The 19811-nt window shown below is 65.7% G+C and carries 18 protein-coding genes; 9 read left to right on the top strand and 9 right to left on the bottom strand.

Features of this window, described 5'->3' with window-relative positions:
• Positions 1–145 precede the first annotated feature (145 nt).
• Genes DNK59_RS13020 through DNK59_RS12995 form a run of 6 tightly spaced genes read left to right on the top strand, consistent with a single transcriptional unit; the run spans position 146 to position 5895 of the window.
• Positions 146–769 (top strand): CDP-alcohol phosphatidyltransferase family protein, encoded by a 624-nt coding sequence (locus DNK59_RS13020; RefSeq protein ID WP_016966252.1) that lies wholly within the window; start codon positions 146–148, stop codon positions 767–769.
• Positions 770–779: 10 nt separating this feature from the next.
• The gene (locus DNK59_RS13015; RefSeq protein WP_110723444.1) at positions 780–2537 is read left to right on the top strand and encodes a bifunctional alpha/beta hydrolase/class I SAM-dependent methyltransferase; all 1758 of its coding nucleotides are present in this window, start codon (positions 780–782) and stop codon (positions 2535–2537) included.
• Positions 2537–3883: a phosphatase PAP2/dual specificity phosphatase family protein gene (locus DNK59_RS13010; protein ID WP_110723519.1), complete on the top strand. Its 1347-nt coding sequence runs from the start codon at positions 2537–2539 to the stop codon at positions 3881–3883. Before DNK59_RS13015 ends, DNK59_RS13010 begins: the two co-directional genes overlap by 1 nt.
• The gene (locus DNK59_RS13005) at positions 3873–4328 is read left to right on the top strand and encodes a hypothetical protein (RefSeq protein ID WP_092317956.1); all 456 of its coding nucleotides are present in this window, start codon (positions 3873–3875) and stop codon (positions 4326–4328) included. The genes DNK59_RS13010 and DNK59_RS13005 overlap by 11 nt, the downstream gene beginning before the upstream one ends.
• Before the next feature lie 9 nt (positions 4329–4337).
• Positions 4338–4961, top strand: a complete 624-nt coding sequence (locus tag DNK59_RS13000; RefSeq protein WP_092317959.1) for a 1-acyl-sn-glycerol-3-phosphate acyltransferase — start codon at positions 4338–4340, stop codon at positions 4959–4961.
• 1 nt (position 4962) lies between these two features.
• Positions 4963–5895: a phosphatidate cytidylyltransferase gene (locus DNK59_RS12995; protein WP_092317962.1), complete on the top strand. Its 933-nt coding sequence runs from the start codon at positions 4963–4965 to the stop codon at positions 5893–5895.
• 185 nt (positions 5896–6080) lie between these two features.
• Here DNK59_RS12995 and DNK59_RS12990 read toward each other — a convergent pair whose 3' ends face one another.
• Positions 6081–6554, bottom strand: a complete 474-nt coding sequence (locus tag DNK59_RS12990) for an Lrp/AsnC family transcriptional regulator (RefSeq protein WP_011064366.1) — start codon at positions 6552–6554, stop codon at positions 6081–6083.
• A gap of 160 nt (positions 6555–6714) precedes the next feature.
• Between DNK59_RS12990 and DNK59_RS12985 the strand changes: the two genes are divergently transcribed.
• Positions 6715–7329: a LysE family translocator gene (locus DNK59_RS12985; protein WP_371920283.1), complete on the top strand. Its 615-nt coding sequence runs from the start codon at positions 6715–6717 to the stop codon at positions 7327–7329.
• Between the two features lie 51 nt (positions 7330–7380).
• Here DNK59_RS12985 and DNK59_RS12980 read toward each other — a convergent pair whose 3' ends face one another.
• The 6 genes from DNK59_RS12980 to DNK59_RS12955 all read right to left on the bottom strand — a co-directional run bounded on the left by DNK59_RS12980 (position 7381) and on the right by DNK59_RS12955 (position 14951).
• Positions 7381–9513, bottom strand: a complete 2133-nt coding sequence (locus DNK59_RS12980) for a hypothetical protein (RefSeq protein WP_110723443.1) — start codon at positions 9511–9513, stop codon at positions 7381–7383.
• On the bottom strand, positions 9500–10702 hold the full coding sequence (locus DNK59_RS12975) for a DUF3142 domain-containing protein (RefSeq protein ID WP_110723442.1): 1203 nt from the start codon (positions 10700–10702) through the stop codon (positions 9500–9502). Before DNK59_RS12975 ends, DNK59_RS12980 begins: the two co-directional genes overlap by 14 nt.
• A 135-nt stretch (positions 10703–10837) precedes the next feature.
• Complete coding sequence (locus DNK59_RS12970) at positions 10838–12877, bottom strand: pyridoxamine 5'-phosphate oxidase family protein (protein ID WP_110723441.1); 2040 nt, start codon at positions 12875–12877, stop codon at positions 10838–10840.
• 25 nt (positions 12878–12902) lie between these two features.
• On the bottom strand, positions 12903–13532 hold the full coding sequence (locus tag DNK59_RS12965; RefSeq protein ID WP_092317981.1) for a glutathione S-transferase family protein: 630 nt from the start codon (positions 13530–13532) through the stop codon (positions 12903–12905).
• A gap of 125 nt (positions 13533–13657) precedes the next feature.
• Positions 13658–14560 carry a LysR family transcriptional regulator gene (locus DNK59_RS12960; RefSeq protein WP_110723440.1) on the bottom strand — a complete coding sequence of 301 codons (903 nt, stop codon included), beginning with the start codon at positions 14558–14560 and terminating at the stop codon, positions 13658–13660.
• Between the two features lie 70 nt (positions 14561–14630).
• Positions 14631–14951, bottom strand: a complete 321-nt coding sequence (locus tag DNK59_RS12955) for a hypothetical protein (protein ID WP_110723439.1) — start codon at positions 14949–14951, stop codon at positions 14631–14633.
• Positions 14952–15211: 260 nt separating this feature from the next.
• Here DNK59_RS12955 and DNK59_RS32275 point away from each other — a divergent pair, with 260 nt between their 5' ends.
• Together DNK59_RS32275 and DNK59_RS12945 are read left to right on the top strand one after the other, a co-directional pair.
• Complete coding sequence (locus DNK59_RS32275) at positions 15212–16438, top strand: PAAR domain-containing protein (protein ID WP_092317991.1); 1227 nt, start codon at positions 15212–15214, stop codon at positions 16436–16438.
• 5 nt (positions 16439–16443) lie between these two features.
• Complete coding sequence (locus DNK59_RS12945) at positions 16444–16905, top strand: hypothetical protein (protein WP_092317994.1); 462 nt, start codon at positions 16444–16446, stop codon at positions 16903–16905.
• 150 nt (positions 16906–17055) lie between these two features.
• Here DNK59_RS12945 and glmS read toward each other — a convergent pair whose 3' ends face one another.
• Positions 17056–18888, bottom strand: coding sequence for a glutamine--fructose-6-phosphate transaminase (isomerizing) (gene glmS / locus DNK59_RS12940; RefSeq protein ID WP_110723438.1), 1833 nt, complete (start codon positions 18886–18888; stop codon positions 17056–17058).
• Between the two features lie 10 nt (positions 18889–18898).
• Positions 18899–19666, bottom strand: a complete 768-nt coding sequence (locus tag DNK59_RS12935) for a DeoR/GlpR family DNA-binding transcription regulator (RefSeq protein WP_092318000.1) — start codon at positions 19664–19666, stop codon at positions 18899–18901.
• Between the last annotated feature and the right edge of the window lie 145 nt (positions 19667–19811).

Below are 19811 nucleotides of genomic sequence, written 5' to 3'. Positions count from 1 at the left end.
CACGTCATGTCTTTTCATCCATGGCGTGCGTCGAAGACACAACTGGCAGCCATTTGCTCGTGCAGAAACTTCTGATGTCAGCCCCCTGGCATTTGTGGCAATAATCCAGCCCTGCTCACCGCGTGCGACAAGGAACCGTCCCATCATGCTCTCGATTTACCAGCTCAAACCGCGCTTTCAGAACCTGCTGCGGCCGTTGGTGCAGCGCTTGTACGACAACGGCACCACCGCCAACCAGATCACCGTCCTGGCCGCCGTCATCTCACTCCTGGTCGGCACCGTCATCGCCCTGTTCGCCAGCCACGCCTGGCTGTTCGCCCTGATTCCGCTGTGGATGATCCTGCGCATGGCGCTCAATGCCATCGACGGCATGCTGGCCCGGGAGTTCGGCCAGCAGTCGCGCCTGGGCGCCTACCTCAACGAACTGTGCGACGTGGTCGCCGACAGCGCGCTGATCCTGCCCTTCGCCCTGCTCCCGGGGGTCAGCCTGCTGCTGGTGCTGGCCGTGACCCTGCTGGCGCTGTTCAGCGAATACGCCGGGGTGCTCGGGCCGATGGTCGGCGCCTCACGCCGCTACGACGGCCCCATGGGCAAGAGCGACCGGGCCTTCATCCTCGGCGTGCTGGCCACCGGCATCGCCCTGGGCTGGCTCGGCGCCCTGTGGATCAACGGCGTGCTGGCACTGGTTGCCGCTTTGCTGGTCTACACCCTGATCAATCGGGTCCGCCAGGGCCTCAAAGAAGTTCAGCACAACGCTCCCTCTGCATAAGGAAATGGCAATGCGCGACGCTCAACACCAGACGTTTCGGACCCATGACGGCGTCGAACTGTTTTACCGCCACTGGCCGGCCACCGAAGTGGCCCCCGGCGAACCGCGGCAAGCGGTGCTGCTGTTCCATCGCGGCCACGAACACTCCGGGCGCATCGCCCATCTGGTGGACGAACTGAACCTGCCGCAGGTCGACTTCTTCGCCTGGGACGCCCGTGGCCACGGCCAATCCCCGGGTGCCCGGGGCGACAGCCCGAGCTTCGCCACCAGCGTGCGCGACGTGCAGACCTTCTGCGACCACCTGGGCAGCGCCCACGGCATCGACGAAGAAAACATCGCCGTGGTGGCCCAGAGCGTCGGCGCGGTGATCGCGTCCACCTGGGTCCACGACTACGCGCCGCGCATCCGTTCCCTGGTGCTGGCCTCGCCGGCGTTCAAGGTCAAGCTGTACGTGCCCTTCGCCCGTCCCGGCCTGGCGCTGATGCGGCGTTTTCGCGGCAACTTCTTCGTCAACAGCTACGTCAAGGCGCGCTTCCTGAGCCACGACCCGGAACGGGTGCGCAGCTACGACGCCGACCCGCTGATCACCAAGGCGATCTCGGTCAACGTGCTGCTGGGCCTGTATGAAGCCGCGGACCGGGTGGTGGCCGACGCCCAGGCGATCCAAGTGCCGACCCAGCTGCTGATTTCCGGTGCCGACTTCGTGGTGCACCGCAAGCCCCAGGAGCAGTTCTTCGAGCGGCTGGGCAGCCTGCACAAGGAAAAGCACATCCTTCCCGGCTTCTTCCACGACACCCTGGGGGAAAAGAGCCGCGCCCCGGCCATGGCCAGCATCCGCCGCTTCATCCTGCAGAACTTCGCCCGCCCGCTGAACCGCCCTGCCCTGCTGGACGCCGACCGCCTGGGCGTCACCTGCGCCGAGTCCGAAGCCCTGGCCGCGCCGCTGCCGCACAACTCCCTGCGCGACCTGTACTGGCGCGCCACCCGCGCCAGCATGCGCCTGGGCAGCCAGCTGTCGGCGGGGGTCAAGCTGGGCTTCGACACCGGCTTCGACTCCGGCAGCACCCTGGACTACGTCTACCGCAACCAGCCCACCGGGCATTCCGCCCTGGGCCGGCTGATCGACCAGAACTACCTGAACTCCATCGGCTGGCGCGGCATCCGCCAGCGCAAGCTGCACGTGGAGGAGCTGCTGCGCCTGGCCATGGAAAAACTCCGTGAACAGCACAGCGAAGTGCGCATCGTCGACATCGCCGCCGGCCACGGCCGCTACATCCTCGAAGCCCTGCAAGGGGTCAGCCCACTGCCGGAATCGATCCTGCTGCGCGACTACAGCGACATCAACGTGCGCGACGGCAGCGCATTGATCCAGGAAAAGGGCCTGGGCGAGATCGCGCGCTTCGTCAAGGGCAACGCCTTCGACCGCGAGGACCTGGCGGCCCTCGATCCCAAGCCGACCCTGGCGGTGGTGTCCGGGTTGTACGAGTTGTTCGCCGACAACCAGATGGTCGGCGGCTCCCTGGCCGGCCTGGCCAGCGCCGTGGAACCCGGCGGCTACCTGGTGTACACCGGCCAGCCGTGGCACCCGCAGCTGGAACTGATCGCCCGTGCCCTGACCAGCCACCGCGAAGGCCAGGCCTGGGTCATGCGCCGCCGTACCCAGGCGGAAATGGATCAATTGGTGGAGGCGGCAGGCTTTCGCAAGATCACCATGCGCGTGGATGAATGGGGGATCTTCAGCGTGTCCCTGGCGCAACGGGTGCAATGATGGCCGCAGGCGTCTTGCCGGCGCGGGAGCCGGGCCTGCTGAAACCGGCGGTGCTCTGGCTGCTGCTCCTGGCGCCGCTGTTCTTCAGCACCTACGGTTTCGCCACCTGGGTCAGCGCCCAGCGCGACGACGTCGCCAGCCTGGTCTTCGACTGGGAGCGGCACATGCCGTTCTGGGCCTGGACCATCGTCCCCTACTGGTCCATCGACCTGCTCTACGGCTTCTCTCTGCTGCTGCCACGCAGCCGGGATGAGCTCAAGCGCCACGCCCTGCGCCTGCTGAGCGCCCAGGTGATCGCGGTCAGTTGCTTTCTGCTCTGGCCGCTGCGCTTCACCTTTGCCCGGCCGGAGCTGGACGGGGTGTTCGGCTGGCTGTTCGAGGTGCTGGCCGGCTTCGACAAGCCCTTCAACCAGGCGCCGTCGCTGCACATCGCCCTGCTGGTGGTGCTGTGGGTCTGCTACGCCCGGCATAGCCAGGGCTTCTGGCGCTGGCTGGTGCATGGCTGGTTCGGCTTGATCGGGGTGTCGGTGCTGACCACTTATCAACACCACTTTGTCGATGTGCCCACTGGCGCCCTGGCCGGCTGGCTGTGCGTCTGGCTGTGGCCGCTGGATCGCCCCAGCCCGCTGTTCAGCGGACAACCGACGCGCGACCCGCGGCGGCGCCAGCTGGCCTGGCGCTACGGCCTGGGTGCGGCGCTATTGGCGGTGGCCGCCTTCACTTGGGGCGGCACCGGGCTGTGGTTGATCTGGCCCGCCGTGGCCCTGCTGCTGGTGGCCCTGAACTACGCCCTGCTCGGCGTCGCAGGGTTCCAGAAGCGCCAGGACGGCCGCCTGAGCCCGGCCGCCCGCTGGCTGCTGGCACCCTATCTGGCAGCAGCCTGGATCAACTCGCGGCTGTGGACAAAAAACCATCCACAGCCGGATCAGGTTGTGGATAACGTCTGGCTGGGGCGTCTGCCGACTCCGGCGCAGTTGCAGGACAGCCGGTTTGTCGCAGTGCTCGACCTGTGCGCCGAACTGTCCCTGGACAGCCGTGGCTTGCAGGCCTACCAGAGCCTGCCGGTGCTCGATCTGTGCGCACCGAGCCCGGAGCAGTGCCTGGCCGCGGCGCAAGCCATTGAACGCCTGCATCAGCAAGGCCCGCTGCTGGTGTGCTGCGCCCTGGGTTATTCGCGCAGCGCCACGGCGATTGCCGCCTGGCTGCTGCACAGTGGGCGCGCCGCCACGGTGGACGCAGCCGTGGTGCAGATCCAGCGGGCACGCCCGCAGATCGTCCTGCAAGCGGCCCACCGGCAGGCGCTGCAGACCCTGGTCCACGCCAAGAGTCCGGCCCATGTCCAGTGAGATGCAGTTATACAGCGTCGCCAGCCTGCTGCGCCGGGGCCGGGCCCTGGATCAGTTATCCACAGGCCTGACCCTGCTCGGTGCCCTGTATGGCCTGGCTCAGTACCTGCTGGCCAGCGTCACTCTGGGTGGGTTGATCGTCAGCCTGGCCCTGGTACTGCTGGGGCTGGTGGAAAAGTACCTGGCGCTGCGGGTGGCCTTCGACGCCGACCTGTTTCAGCGCGTGGCCGATAGCCCCACGTCTCTGGAACACAGCACCCAGGCCCTGGATCAGGCCCTGGGCGCCCTAGGCCTGCAGCCCGCGGAAAAAGGCGGCCGGCCCTGGGACCAACGCAGCCGCGGAGCCCTTGGCCTGCTGCGCCGCCAGGCGTTGCTGCTGGCGGCCCAGGTGTTGACGCTGTTGAGCTTGATCCTGGCCAGCCCCTGGCTGACCTTCGCCGGATAAGGAATGCCCATGTTCGAACCCCTGGTTGCCAATCTCATCACCTCCGCCGCCCGCAGCATCACCGGGGCCCGCAGCCTGTGGCTGGGCTCCGCGCCGCAACCGGTGCAGCGGATCTACTTCGCCAACCACAGCAGCCACGGCGACTTCGTGCTGCTCTGGGCTTCGCTGCCGCCGGCCCTGCGCAAGCTGACCCGGCCCGTGGCCGGTGCCGACTACTGGCAGAAAAGCGCCCTGCGCCGCTACATCATCAACCAGGTATTCAACGGAGTGCTGATCGACCGCGAGCGCAAGGAGGCTGTGGATAACAATCCGCTGCAGCCGATGCTCGATGCCCTGGACCAGGGCGACTCGCTGATCATCTTTCCGGAAGGCACGCGCAACCCGGAAGACGGCCTGCTGCCGTTCAAGAGCGGGATCTACCACCTGGCCAAACGTTATCCACAGGTGGAGGTGATTCCGGTGTGGATCGCCAACCTCAATCGGGTCATGCCCAAGGGCCGCTTCCTGCCCCTGCCCCTGCTGTGCACCACCAGCTTCGGTGCGCCGCTGGCCCTGGAAGAAGACGAAAGCAAGGAACACTTCCTCGAACGCAGCCGCGCCGCGCTGCTGGCCCTGGCTCCGGAGCACAGCTGAGATGGATAAGCAGACCCTGATGTTGTTCGGCGGCATCGGCGCCATTCTGGTGCTGGCCTCGCTGATCGGTTTCATCCTGCAGTGGCGCACCCGCGGCACGCCCAACCCGGTGATCGACAACCTCAATGCACGGATCAACGCCTGGTGGGTGATGGTGCTGGTGATCGGCGTCGCCTTCTGGCTCGGCACCGCGGCGGTGATCCTGCTGTTCTACGCGGTGTCGTTCTACGCCCTGCGCGAGTTCCTCACCCTGACCCCGACCCGGCGCAGCGACTACCCGGCCCTGGTGGCGGCCTTCTACCTGGCCCTGCCCCTGCAGTACCTGCTGATCTACTCCGACTGGTACGGATTGTTCTCGATCTTCATCCCGGTCTACGTGTTCCTGCTGCTGCCGATCCTGGCGTCCCTGGGCGGCGACAGCACGCACTTCCTGGAACGCGCCTCCAAGGTCCAGTGGGGCCTGATGATCGCGGTGTTCTGCGTGTCCTTCGTGCCGGCCCTGCTGACCCTGGACATCGCCGGCTATGAAGGCCGCAACCTGCTGCTGATCGCCTATCTGGTGATCGTGGTGCAGCTCTCGGATGTGCTGCAGTACGTCTGTGGAAAACTCTTTGGCAAGCGCAAGATCGCTCCCAACCTGTCACCGTCCAAGACCGTCGAAGGCTTTGTCGGCGGTATCTTGCTGGCATCCTTGATCGGCGGCGCGCTGTTCTGGATCACCCCGTTCAATGTCTGGCAGTCGTTCCTCATCGCCCTGCTGATCAACCTGCTGGGTTTTGCTGGCGGCATCGTCATGTCGGCAATCAAGCGCGACCGCGGGGTCAAGGACTGGGGGCACATGATCGAAGGCCATGGCGGCATGCTCGATCGCCTGGATTCGGTGTGCTTCGCCGCGCCGATCTTCTTCCACCTGGTGCGCTACTGGTGGACCTGAGCCCCTGTGGCGAGCGAGCTTGCTCGCGCTGGGCTGCAACGCGGCCCCAGGCCCGGCCAACGCAAAGTACCTGACACCCCGCGTAGCCAGATTCTGCGGCCGCTGCGCGACCGAGCGGGAGCAAGCTCCCTCGCCACAGTAGCTAGAGCATGCCGGTGAGGCGCTGCCCCGGCTGGCCAGGATCATCAGCCGGGCAAGTGCCCCAATGGCAAGGGCCCTGGGGTTTTCACCGTATGAATGGCGAAGTTGCTGCGGATGTCGCTGACCCCGGGGATCTTCAGCAAATGGCCGGTCAGGAAGCGGTCGTAGCCCCGCAGGTCCGGGACCACCACCTGCAGCAGGAAATCCGATTCGCCGGATACCAGGAACGCCGAGATCACTTCCGGCAACTGCAACACCGCCTGGCGGAAGGCTTCGGCCTCGGCGTCGTTGTGCCGTTCCACCTTGACCCCGACGAACACCGTCAGCCCCAGCCCCACTTCGTCGCGGTCCAGGGTCGCCTGGTAACCGCGGATCACCCCGGCCTCTTCCAGCATGCGTACCCGGCGCAGGCAGGGCGACGGTGACAGGCCGATCTCCTCGGCCAGTTGCACATTGCTCAGGCGGCCATCGCGCTGCAGCGCGGCGAGAATCTTGCGATCGTAGGCATCGAGTTTCATGTTTGGCATATCCAGATGGCCATGGCGGTGAAAGCTGGAAGATTATGCCAATTTTTGCCGCATTGCTGGCTGATTACGCAAGCACCTGCTCACCCCTCTGGCCCTAAACTGGGCGCACCGATTCGACAACGAAGGGGGGTGCAAGGTGGCGCAACTGTGGATGTATTTCCTGGCTCTGGCGGTGGTCTACCTGCTGCCCGGCCCCGACATGATCCTGCTGCTGCAGACCGGAGCCCGCCAGGGCAAGGCCCAGGCGCTGGCCACTGCCCTGGGGCTGGCGATCTCCCGCGGCTGCCACGTGGCCCTGGCCGCCCTGGGCTTGGCGGCGCTGTTCAAGGCCGCGCCCTGGACCTTCGATGTGGTGCGCCTGGCGGGCGCCGCCTACCTGCTGTGGATCGGCATCCAGTGCCTGCGCGCCAACCTGCTGCCCAACCTCGATAGCGCCGGCGCGGCGGCCACGCCCCTGCGCTGGCGCCAGGCGATCCAGCGCGGCCTGCTGACCAACCTGCTGAACCCCAAGGCGCTGTTGTTCTGCTCGGTGCTGTTGCCGCAGTTCATCGATCCCCAGGCCGGGGCGGTGGTCCCGCAGTTCGTCACCCTGGGGGTGCTACTGGTGGCAGTGGGCGCTTTGTTCGACGCCTGCTACGCCCTGGCCGGGGCCGGGCTGGGTCGCTGGATGCAACGCAGCCCTTCGGCGCAACGCTTGCAGCAATGGCTGTTCGGCAGCCTGCTGATCGGTTTCGCCCTGCGCCTGACCTTTGTCCAGCAGGCCTGAGCCCCGCCCCACCTCAGTGGCGAACAGACGTCACTGCAAGCCCCCGGAGCATCAGGCCGTTCGGCGCCGACGCCACAGCAGATAGGCGCCAGCCAGCAGCACGCCAGCGCCACCGGCCGCTGCCAGCTTGTGCTGCATCAGGGCCGAACGGGAGCCGTCCAGCCACTGGGTCAGGTAACGCTTGTTGGCGCTGCCGAAGTCCGGCTCCTGGCAGTTCATGCCGAAGTTGCCGGCCCATTCCACGAAGGGCCCGTTTTCCACGTAGCGCCGGTAGTACTCGATCTCGGCATCGCTGCCCCGGGTCCAGCGCGCCGCCTTGCACAGCACCGCGGCATAGGCCTGGCTGGTATGGGGCAGGAAATCCGCCGCCCGGTTGCCCAGCTCCCCGGCCACGTAGCGGTAGTGGTAGCGCACATCGGGCTCGGCGGTGGTGGCTTGCTGACGCTGCACTTCGTCGGCACTGATGAAGGGCCCGACCTGCACCGGCGGGATCTCCAGGCTGTAGCTGCCCCAGAGGCTGTGATAGTCCGGGCCCATTTCGTAACCCAGGATCTCCATCCCCGACGCCCGGGCCAGCTTGCCGGCCTGGTAATAGGCCTCGGCACGGCGCGTAGGCAGCCAGGCCGACTCGGCACGGCGTCGGTTCTCGCCGTAGGCCTTGGCGATGGCCTGGCGTTCCGGGCTGTCGAAATAGCCCCAGCCTTCTTCGTAACGCCCTTCACGCAACAAGCGTCGGCCCAGCAGTTCGCGAATCTGGGCGGCGATCGGCAGGCTTTCGTAGTAGGCATCCGGCTGCTTGGGAGTCGGCGCTGGCGCCGGCACCTGGGTATCGATGAACTGCTTGAGTTCATCCAGGGTCAGCACCCGCTCGGCCACGGTGGCCGCGTCGTGCCAGTAGATGTCGCCACTGCGGTAGAGCAACTCGAAGGCTTGCAGGTAGTCACCGCGATCCAGGGCCAGCAAGGCGCTTTCGCCTTCTACCCGGCAGCCCGGCTTGAGGTCTTCGTAATTGCCGTCGTAATCGCCGCGAAAGCCCCAGCTCTCGTCTCGGGGGAAGGCGGCCGAAGCCTTGGCGTAAGCCGCGGCGGCAGCCACCTTGTCGCCATCACGCAGGGCCATCTTGGCCCGCAGCCACCAGGCCAGGCCGCCGTCGCCGGCATGCTCCAGCAACTGCCGGGTGGTGGCGAAATCGCCATTCTGATAATTCAGCGCCGCCAGCCGGTCGGCATTGTCGAAGCTGCCGGCGGTGCCCTGGCTCAGCAGCTTGATCAGTTTTACCTCCGACTCCGGCCGCTCACCGAAGGACCAGCCCTGATGCGAGATCAACGAAGCGGTGAGCAAGCGGGCTACGGAAGGCTGCTTGAGCTGTTCCAGCAATTGCGCGTCCGGCAGGCCGCTCAGTTCGCCCACCACTTGTTTCAGGGAGCTGTAGCCCACCTCTGAACCCAGCTGGTTCTGCACGGCATACAGATCGATGGCCTGACTCCAGTCGTTCTGATTCTTGAGGATCCGCGCCTCCTCCCCCAGGCTTGCGACGCCCAGGCTCAGGGGGTCGCTGAAGGCGTCGATGCTCAGCTGCCGGGTCTGGGCGAACGCCTGGCGCGCCGACTGCCGCATGTCACGCCGGCCCTGATCGTCCAGTTCGTTGGCTTGCTCGCTGATAAAGGACAGGGCCCGCCCCAGGGAATAGGCGGCCCAGGTACTGCGCAGGGCGCGCTGCTCGGCGGGCAGCGCCAGCACCTTGCGGAAATACTCCGCCGCCAACTCATGATCGCCGGCGCTGAAGGCCACGGCGCCCGCGGTGTAGAGCTTGATCTCTGGCGGCAGGCCGGCCCCTTGCTGCTCCGCCTCGCGTGCGTCATCGAGCTTGCGCAACTGGCCGACCAGGGTTTGCTGGGCCTGATCCAGCCCTTGTTGTTCGGCCCAGTTGCGCTCTTGCACCGAGTAGCTCTCAGGCAGGCTGTAATCGACACTGAAGCCGTTGTTGGCGACCGGCATGAGCCCGACGATGGGCTGACCCAGACGGCTGATCTCGAACTTGAAACTGCCTTCGGGCAGCTGCGCCAGCGTCTGTGGGCGGTCGTCCAGCAGGCGCATGGGGAAAGTCGGCCCGCAGGCCATGGCCGGAGCCAGGGGCAGGCACAGGCTCAGGCACAGCAGGTGACGGGATCTAGGGACGAACATGCGCAGCTCCTTGGTCAATTTTCGTACAGCGGGCCCAGCCCACGGCGCGGCTGGCGCCTGCGGCCAGACGGCCGCTGCGTTGCCGGGTCAACAGCAGTTGGCCGTCGCGCAGCTCAGCGGAATAACCGCCCAGCCCGTCGAATCCGTCGCATTGGGCAACGGCCAGGGTCAGTTGTTCAGGCAGGGGCCGATCGAGGTTGCCCGAATTGTCCAGACGAATATCGAACAGGCCGTCCTGTTCCTCCAGGCGGATGCCCAGTTCAGCGCTCAGGGCATCACCCCGGGCCACCGCCTTCAGGGTGTCGAGGCTCCAGGCCCGCACATCGCCCTTGAGCGGCAGGCGAAACCAGATCAGACCGGCCAGATGGGGCGGCGGATCAGCCCGCAGGGCGCGGCCCAGCTGGCTCAGTTGCTCGGGATCGGCCATCAGTTCCCGACGCTCTCCAGCCCGCCGTAGCGGCGCCTCGCTTTCCACCAGCGGCGCGCCTTCGGCCCCGGGGAGCAAGGCGACACCGTAGGCGGGCAAGGCCAGATAGAAGGGCTTGGCACTGATCCGCGCCCACCGCCGGGCCCATTGCTCGGCTTGCCGTGGATCGAACAGGCCGCGCCGTGGATCGCTCACCGCGTGCACCTGGAGCACGCTGCTGTCGACCCTGGCCAGCAGGCCCGGCAACTCGCGACTGTCGAGCCAGGCCGGCAAGGCGGTGATGCTCAGGGCCAGGTGACTGGGCAGCGCCGCTCGCAAGCGCTCCAGCAGCCTGGCATAGGCGGGCAAGCGCGCGCTGCCGGCATCGTGGTCGATCTCGACCCCGGCCAGGGTCAGGCCCTGCTCCTGCCAATCCGCCAGCAATTGCCGGACCTGACGGATGATCTCGTCCTGATCCAGGGACGGCAGTTGACCGTCGAGACGCACCACCGCGATCAACGGCCGGGCATCCTGCTTGAGCAAGGCGGCGTCGATCCGCGCACGGCTCCAGCCAGCCTGTGGAAAAGCTTGCAGGGCCAGGACCCGGACTGTGGAAAAGTCGGCCCGCGAGCCTGCCAGGGCGTCGGCGTGGGCCGCGGTCCACTGGCGTTGCCAGATGTAGAGTTGCTGGTCCAGCGCCGGCTGCTGGTCATTGCCGCAGGCGCTGAGCAGCAGGGCGCTGAGCAACAGGGCAGAGAAACGGAGAACGGCCCGGGGGCGCATGAATCGTTGATTCCCTTTAACGCGAAAAAGACCCTGGAGGGCCGGCTGCGAGGCCAATGCCCGGCCTTGAGATCGCGCCAGCCTACGCAGGGCCGGGGCCGGCGGCAATCGCTGGCGAGGAGTTTTTTTGCCCTGCTACAGGTCGAGGATCAAAGGCGCGGCGTCTTTATCCACAGCCGCCGGAACGGCGCAGCAAATCAGCACCTGGCCGGGCTCGGGGAGCTGCGGTGGCACCTGTGGATAACTGACCTGACCGCTGACCAGCCGGGTCTGGCAGGTGCCACAGGAGCCACCCCGGCAACTGAACTCCGGGTGCAGGCCGGCGCTTTCCGCCAGTTGCAGCAGGCTGCCGCTGGCGGGCTGCCAGCTCAGTTCCCTGGCCGCCTGCTGGAAACGCACCAGCACCGTCGTGGTGGCCGCCGGCGGCTGCTCGAACGCTGGCGCCAGGGGATCGGGCCGGCGGCGCAGGGTCGAGGGGCCGAAGGTTTCGGCGTGGATCTGTTCATCGTTGATGTCCAGGTCCCGCAGGCGGTCGTACAGATCCTGAGTGAAGGCGCCGGGGCCGCAGAGCACGAAGTCGGCGCTGTCGAAGTCCAGATCCGGCTCTGCCAGTAGCTGTTGAACGTCCATGCGGCCAGCCTGATCGAAGTCGACGCCCGGCCGCGCCTGCGCTTCCGGCTGGCTGAGCAGACGCCGCACCCGCAACGATTCCCCGGCCTGCGCCTGCAGGGCTTGCAGCTCGGCGGCAAAGGGTTGCTCGGCGAGACTGCGCGAGCTCTGGATCAGCCAGCAGGGACGCCTGCTACGGGTGCGCAGGCCCTGATACACCACCTCCCGCAGCATCGATAGCAAAGGGGTGATCCCCACTCCGGCCGCCAGCAGCACCAGCGGCCGCGTTGCCAAAGGATCGGCGCTGAAGCGGCCCTGGGGCGAGCGCGCCTCCAGCAGGTCGCCCACCTCAAGTTGCCGGTGCATATGGCTGGAGAAGCGCCCTTCGCGCTTGACGCTGATCCGCAGGAAAGCATCGGAAGGCGCACTGGACAGGCTGTAGGTCCGGATCAGCGGCTGGCCGTCGATCGTCAACCGCAACGGCAGGTGCTGGCCCGCCAGGAAGCCTGGCGCTGCGGCAGAGTCGGCCGGCTCCAGGTAGAACGAACGGATGCTGCGGCTCTCGTCCTCGATGCGCGTCACCCGCAAGGGCCGCCATTGCTGACCCAGGGCCGCCGCCCGCAGACGGGCCTCGGCCTGGGGCCAGTTGCCGGTCAGCAGGCTGTTGGGGGAAAAGCCCTGCAGCTCCCCGCGCAGGGACAGGGCGCCCGGTCGACGGACCATCTGTTCCGGGTAAAAGCGCCATACCCGTTCGGCGCCCTGAAAAGCGGCGATCAGCGGCCCGTCGAGAATGAGCTCGGTGCGCCCGCTGAGCTGCAGCAGCTCGCCACTGCGAAAATCGATGAACAACAAGCCCGCCCGCGGATTGAGCAGCAGGTTGCCCAGGGTGTTGAAGTGCAGGTTGCCGGCAAAGTCGGGAATGGTCAGGCAGTTGCCCTCGACCCGGACAAACCCCGCCTGCCCACCGCGGTGCGATACATCCACCGAGCGCTGGCCATCAAGGTCGACGTAGCTGGCCACGAAGAAAGTGTCGGCAGCAGTGATCAGCGCCCGGGCCGCCGGGTCCAGCTCCTGGCGACGCTGGGCCGGGCGACTGGCGGGGTCGCTCAGGGCCACCTGCTGCAGCTCGCGCAACTGGATGTACTGCGGGCAATTGCCGAAGGATTGCTCCACGTTGACGCTGAAACCGTCACGGTCCAGGGTGCCGATCCGGCCATTGAGGCGGTTGCGCCGCCGGGTATGCAGCTCGATCCCCAGCAAGCCCACCGCCGCCCCCTCGTGCAAGACCAGCGGATCGTCGGCGGCGGGCAGGCTGTCCAGGCGCAACAGACTGGCCTGGGGCGCCTGGGCAAAACCGGGCGGGCCTTCCAGCACGCTCGCCCAGGGATCCCCCTGGTCATCCACCCCTCCCACCAGGATCAACGGCAGCTGCTGGTAGAACTGCCGGTGCTGGTCGGGCATCGCCGTGCGGATGACCTTGGCGCCGAAGGCTTGCATGCGCTCGGCCACCCCGGTCAGGGTCTGAAGCTGCCGTTCGCCGGCATGCCAGGGAGATTGGGTGTTCATGGGCAAGCCTCCACCGGTTCCGCCGTCAGGCGCTTTTCAAACCCGCCGCAGTGGACGGCATCGGCACAAAACCGGGCAGCGCCTCGATCCGCGCCAGCCAGGCCCGTACATGGGGGTAGGGCTCCAGTGACACGTTGCCTTCAGGGGCGTGGGCGATGTAGCTGTAGCCCGCGACATCGGCAATGGTTGCCTCCTGCCCTACCAGGAAGGGCCGGCTCGCCAGCTCCTGGTCCATGATCTTGAGCAGGGCATGGGCCCGGGCGATGACTTCCTCGGCATTGAACGAGGCGCCAAACACCGTGATCAGCCGCGCCGCCGCCGGTCCAAAGGCAATCGGCCCCGCCGCCACCGACAACCAGCGCTGCACCTGGGCCGCGCCCACGGGATCGCTGGGCAACCAGCGGCCCTGGCCATAACGCTGGGCCAGATACACCAGGATGGCGTTGGAATCGGCCAGCACCACGCCCTGGTCATCGATCACCGGCACCTGGCCAAAGACGTTGAGGGCGAGGAAGTCGGCCTGCTTATGGGCGCCCTTGGCCAGGTCGACAAAGATGGTTTCGCTGGGCAGGTCCAACAGGGACAGCATCAGTTCGACCCGATGGGCGTGCCCGGAACGGGGAAAGTTGTAGAACTTGATGGGTGGCTGAGACATGGTCGACTCCGCAAACGAGGCGCGGTCGAAGTGCCGCGCTGGGAGCCCTATCTTGGTCCTCGGAGAAAAACAACAGAATCACCAGAAATCGCAATCCATCATTTCATCCAGCGCAATAAAGCCGATCAGGGATTGAGCGATGGGTGTTGCCGCAGGGTCTGTACGGCGAAGTCGACAAAGCTGCGCACCCTCGCCGGCGCCTTGCGCCCGCCCTGGTACACCACGTGGATCGGCAAGGGCGCCAGCTCGAAGGCCTCGAGAACGATTTCCAACTGCCCCGCCGCCACCTTGTCGGCGACCTGATAGGACAGCACCCGGGTCAGCCCCAAGCCCAGGCAGGCGGCGCTGATGGCTGCCTGATTGGCGCTGACCAGCAACCGCGGGTCGGGGCGCACGCTCAGTACCAGGCCATTGTCATTGAACTGCCAGTTGCGGGCCTGACCAATGGACGAAGGCGCGATCACCGGTGCCTGGCGCAGCTCATCGGGATGTTGCGGACGCCCATGGGCCTCCAGGAACTGCGGCGCGGCGCACACCACCCGGCGCACCTCACCGACACGGATGCTGTGCTGACCGCTGTCGGCCAGCTCGCCGATGCGCACCGCCACATCGATGCCCTCCTCCACCATATTCGCCACCCGGTCCAGCAGCAGGGCGTTGACGCTCACCTGTGGATAACGTTGCAGGTAGCGCACCAGCAAAGGCGTGACGAACAGATCGCCGAACAGCACCGGCGCCGTCAGGGTCAACTGGCCACGGGGCTGGGCATGGATACCGGCGGCCGAGGCCTCGGCATCCTGGACCTCGGCCAGAATGCGCCGGCAATCCTCCAGGTAGCGTTGCCCGGCATCGCTCAGGTGCACACGGCGGGTGCTGCGGATCAGCAACTGAGTGCCGATGCGCTGCTCCAGCGCGGCCACGGCCCGGGTCACGCTGGCGGCCGACAGGTTCAACCGCCGGGCCGCAGCGGCGAAGCCCTGCTCCTGGGCGACGCACACGAATACCTGCATTTCCTGGAACCTGTCCATGCCCTACCTCAGCTGCCGGCGCCTGCCCGGTGGGCGCCGCGAGCCCGCAGCATAATCCAGGGCCCTGGCTTCAGGGGATACACCAGGTGCCGACATCGTGCCTGTCGAATCCCGGGCACGGGTTGTTCTTGGCAATCAGCCGGTAAGGCTGATCTTCGGCGTAGGAAAAATAGAAGTAGTAGTGCCGGTCTTCCCCATACAGCCAATAGGAAGCAGCACCCTGGTTGATCCGTGTTGGCTCGAAGGTCCAGATGGACGATTCGGCGGGAATGAAGTTGGCCCGATCCATCAACAGCAAGAGGCTGTTGGACAGCACTGGGGTCAGGGCTCCCAGCATCAGGACAGCCACCATCAGCAGGAGCATCCATCCATGAATCAGGCGAAGTTTCATTGGTTTTCCATTAGCAGGATAAAAATCCAGACCTGTGCACAAGTCGGGATTCCTCGGGCCATCCACTGACATTCGTCGCGGACTCGGAGAATGCAAAACTGTCGCACAAAAATAACCTTGCGCGTGAAGCGCCCTTCCTCCTTCGCTGCAGACTGCCTTTTTTGGCCTTGCCCCTTCCCTGGCTACTCTTTGATAATCCGCGCCTCGGGCCAACCTGGCCCCAGGGAAGATGCTTGTCGTATCGGAGGCGCAATCTCAGCATGGATGTACAGGCCGCAGCACGTTTGGGCGATGAAATCGCCCATGGATTCGGAGTTGCAGCCATGCTCGCCGGCGCGGTGGCAGGCGCTCTCATTGGCGCGGCCATCATCGCCGCGACCGCGGCAACGGGTGGCCTGGCGGCAGTGATCCTGGCGGGTTCGGTCGCCGCCGGTGGCCTGTCGATGTTCCAGTTGGTGAAGGGACTGTCGACCATCTTCGATCTGCCCGAACCCGCTACCGGTGCACTCATAAGGGGCAGTCCCAACGTCTTGGTCAACCTGCGCAATGCCATGCGGGCCGGCGAAGACGTGTCCAGTTCCTGCAGCGGCTTTCCCGTCGCGCATCCGCCCTGGCCCTTCCCAATCACCATCGCCGAAGGCAGCGCCACGGTGTACATCAACGGCAAGCCGGCGGCACGACTGAGCAGCAAGATGACTTGCGGTGCGCATATCAAGTCCGGCAGCCATAACACCTTCATCGGCGGTCCGACGCTGCAGGTGGAGTTCGTACTGGATATCGAGGGCTGGCTGCACACGGGCCTTGAGGCGCTGGGCCTGGTCGCCGCCGCCGGTGCACTGGTGCTGGCCGCCATGGCCGGCCTGGCGGCCCTGCTGACCACTGTGGCGGTGGGCGCCGCGATCTATGGCGGCATGGAATTGCTCGGGCAGCTCGGCGACCGGCTCGGCCCGGGCTACCGTGACCTGCTGCAAGGCATGGCCGGCCTGGCGCTGCTTGGCGCCGGGCCGAAAATGGCCAAGGTCAGCGCCGAACGCAATGCGGCGCGATTGGCCAACCAGTCGCAAGTGCTAGAGGTGCGAACGGCCGCGCAGGTCAACGAGGCGATGATCGCCGAGGGCAACTTGCCGGCGTGGTTGGAAGGCACCCAGGTCAAGACCGAGATAGTGCCGCCGGGACGGCAATACCAGATGGTTGTCGCCAAGGGCCAGGCCGAGGCCATCATGCAGGGCAAGCCAGCCTTCGGCGGTTTCGCCGCCCCCGAGCCAATTCCCAGCCAGGCCTATGCGCGGGATAAACTGGTGATCCTCGATCGGTTCAAGACAGATGTGTCCCATGTGATCACCGTCGAAACCACGGCACCGCAAAAGATTCACAGTGGCCTCACCGGTCCGCTGGAGAACTACAAGGGCGGCGTGCAGCAGGTGGAGTTCGTCGGTGACAGAAATCTGAAAATTGTCGGCACGCCTAGTTTGCTGCCTGTGGAGTGAAAGTTGTGATTAGTGATTTCGAGCGGATCCGCGAAGACGGCAAGGTCATCGACGAACACATGACAGTGGACCAGATGATCGCTCTGGGCTGGGCTCCCTGCCGAGTCGTCGAAGCTTGCTGGCGCTGGCAGGATCAGCCCCTGAGCGTGGTCAACAGCCGCGGCCTGCTGGCGATTGTGGTGCCGGATCGGCAGCACCTCGCCATCCTGTGGAACGATGATGACTCCGGCGTGGCGGCGACGCTTTATGTGGTTTCCGGCGACCGCCAGCAGCAGATCAGAATTGCCGACCAGTTGCTGATCAATGGCCAGCTTGAGGCAGGTGTCTACAGCTGGTTCGAACAATTTCCGCACGATTCGCCCAGCATCTTTACCTGCATGTTCAGCCGTCAGCGTGACCAGGCGATGTTCAGGGTGGATATCGACGCATCGACTGGCGACATTGTTTCGGTACAGCATTCGCGCTGAAGGCCATGCCGTCCGCCAGCCAGGCTGCCGGACACGACGAGCGCAGCCGGAAGGTCAAGGCGCATGCAAAAAGGGGAGCCTGGACAGGCTCCCCTTTTTTGTTTGCGGTTGCGGTTATCCAAAGCCAGGCACTGCCCGACTGTGGATAACTCACTCCACGGTGACTGACTTGGCCAGGTTGCGCGGCTGGTCGACGTCGGTGCCCTTGAGTACGGCAACGTAGTAGGACAGCAGCTGCAGCGGGATGGTGTAGAGAATCGGCGAGAGGATGTCGTGGATGTGCGGCATCTGGATCACGTGGGTGCCTTCGCCATTGGTCATGCCGGCTTGTTCGTCGGCAAACACGATCAGCTCGCCGCCACGGGCACGCACTTCCTGCAGGTTGGATTTGAGTTTTTCCAACAGCTCGTTGTTCGGCGCCACGGTGACCACCGGCATGTCGTTATCCACAAGGGCCAGCGGACCGTGCTTGAGCTCACCGGCCGGGTAGGCTTCGGCGTGGATGTAGGAAATCTCCTTGAGCTTGAGGGAGCCTTCCATTGCTACCGGGTACTGGGCACCACGACCGAGGAACAGGGTGTGGTGCTTGTCGGCAAACAGCTCGGCGGTCTTTTCCACCACACCGTCCATGGCCAGGGCTTCGCCCAGGCGGATCGGCAGGCGGCGCAACTCTTCCACCAGTTCGGCTTCGACGCCGGCGGCCAGGGTGCCACGCACCTGGCCCAGGGACAGGGTCAGCAGCAACAGGCCCACCAGCTGGGTGGTGAAGGCCTTGGTGGAGGCCACACCGATTTCGCGCCCGGCCTGGGTCAGCAGGGTCAGGTCGGATTCACGCACCAGGGAGCTGATGCCGACGTTGCAGATCGCCAGGCTGGCGAGGAAGCCCAGCTCTTTGGCATTGCGCAAAGCCGCCAGGGTGTCGGCGGTTTCGCCGGACTGGGAGATGGTCACGAACAGGGTGTCGGGCTGCACCACCACCTTGCGATAGCGGAACTCGCTGGCCACTTCCACCTGGCACGGAATGCCGGCCAGTTCTTCCAGCCAGTAACGGGCCACCATGCCGGCGTGGTAGCTGGTGCCGCAGGCGACGATCTGCACGTTGCGCACCTTGGCGAACAGCTCGGCGGCTTGCGGGCCAAAGGCCTGGACCAGCACCTGATTGGCGCTCAGGCGGCCTTCCAGGGTGCGTTGCACCACGGACGGTTGTTCGTGGATTTCCTTGAGCATGAAGTGGCGGAACTCGCCCTTCTCCGCCGCTTCGGCGCCATCGCGGTACTGGACCGCCTCACGCTCCACGGCCTGGCCGTCGATGTCCCAGATCTGCACGCTGTCGCGGCGGATCTCGGCGATGTCGCCTTCTTCCAGGTACATGAAGCGGTCGGTGACCTGGCGCAGGGCCAGTTGGTCGGAGGCGAGGAAGTTTTCTCCCAGGCCCAGGCCGATCACCAGCGGGCTGCCACTGCGGGCTGCCACCAAGCGGTCCGGCTGGCTGGCGCTGATCACGGCCAGGCCATAGGCGCCATGCAGTTCCTTGACGGTGGCCTTCAGGGCCACAGTGAGGTCGCCCAGGTCCTTGAGCTTGTGGTCCAGCAGGTGGGCGATGACTTCGGTGTCGGTGTCCGAGGTGAACGCGTAACCCAGTGCGCTGAGTTGCGCGCGCAGGGCTTCGTGGTTCTCGATGATGCCGTTGTGCACGATCGCCAGGTCGCCGGAGAAATGCGGGTGAGCATTACGCTCGCACGGCGCGCCATGGGTGGCCCAGCGGGTGTGGGCGATGCCCAGGCGGCCCACCAGCGGCTCGCCGGCCAGGGCCTGTTCCAGTTCACTGACCTTGCCCGGGCGACGCATGCGCTCAAGCTTGCCGGCGTTGGTGTAGACCGCGACACCGGCGCTGTCGTAGCCGCGGTATTCGAGGCGCTTGAGGCCTTCCAGCAAAATGGCGGTGATATTGCGTTCAGCAACGGCGCCAACAATTCCACACATGGTTTCTCTCCTAGCTGACAGCCGCGCAAATCAGAGTTATGCCGCGGGCCTGGATTTGGTCGCGGACCTCTAAGGGCAGGCGATCATCGGTAATAAGGGTATGGACGCTGCTCCATGGCAGTTCCAGGTTGGGAATCTTGCGGCCGATCTTGTCGGATTCGACCATCACCACCACTTCACGCGCCACTTCGGCCATGACCCGGCTCAGCCCCAGCAGTTCGTTGAAGGTGGTGGTGCCGCGGGCCAGGTCGATGCCATCGGCACCGATAAACAGCTGGTCGAAGTCGTATGAGCGTAGAACCTGTTCGGCCACCTGGCCCTGGAAGGACTCGGAATGCGGGTCCCAGGTGCCGCCGGTCATCAACAGCACCGGTTCGTGCTCCAGCTCGCTCAGGGCGTTGGCCACATTCAGCGAGTTGGTCATGACAACCAGACCCGGTTGCAAGCCCAGTTCGGGGATCATCGCGGCGGTGGTGCTACCACTGTCGATGATGATCCGCGCGTGTTCGCGGATGCGCTGCACCGCGGCGCGGGCAATGGCTTGCTTGTAGAGCGACACAGGCTGGCCGAGGTCGCTGACCAGCTCCTGGGGCATGGTGATGGCGCCACCGTAGCGACGCAGCAACAGGCCATTGCTCTCCAGGGCGGCCAGATCCTTTCGAATCGTAACTTCAGAGGTTTCGAAGCGCTTGGCCAGGGCGTCCACGCTCACTTCGCCCAGTTCGTTGAGCAAGGCAAGGATGTTGTGGCGGCGTTGGGGAGTGTTGCGTTTCGACATGGCGGCTTAAGTTTCGATTCGAAAGATAACAGGCGCAATAAAAACCTATGATCGAAACTTCGTCAAGCGGGGGGCGTGAAAAAAACGCCGGCAAGCCGGCTCCTACACCCATCGGTAGGAGCCGGCTTGCCGGCGAACAGGGTTC

Source organism: Pseudomonas sp. TKO26 (assembly GCF_003225665.1).
Taxonomy (GTDB): Bacteria; Pseudomonadota; Gammaproteobacteria; order Pseudomonadales; family Pseudomonadaceae; genus Aquipseudomonas; species Aquipseudomonas saponiphila.
This window is presented reverse-complemented; position numbering and strand designations above follow the sequence as displayed.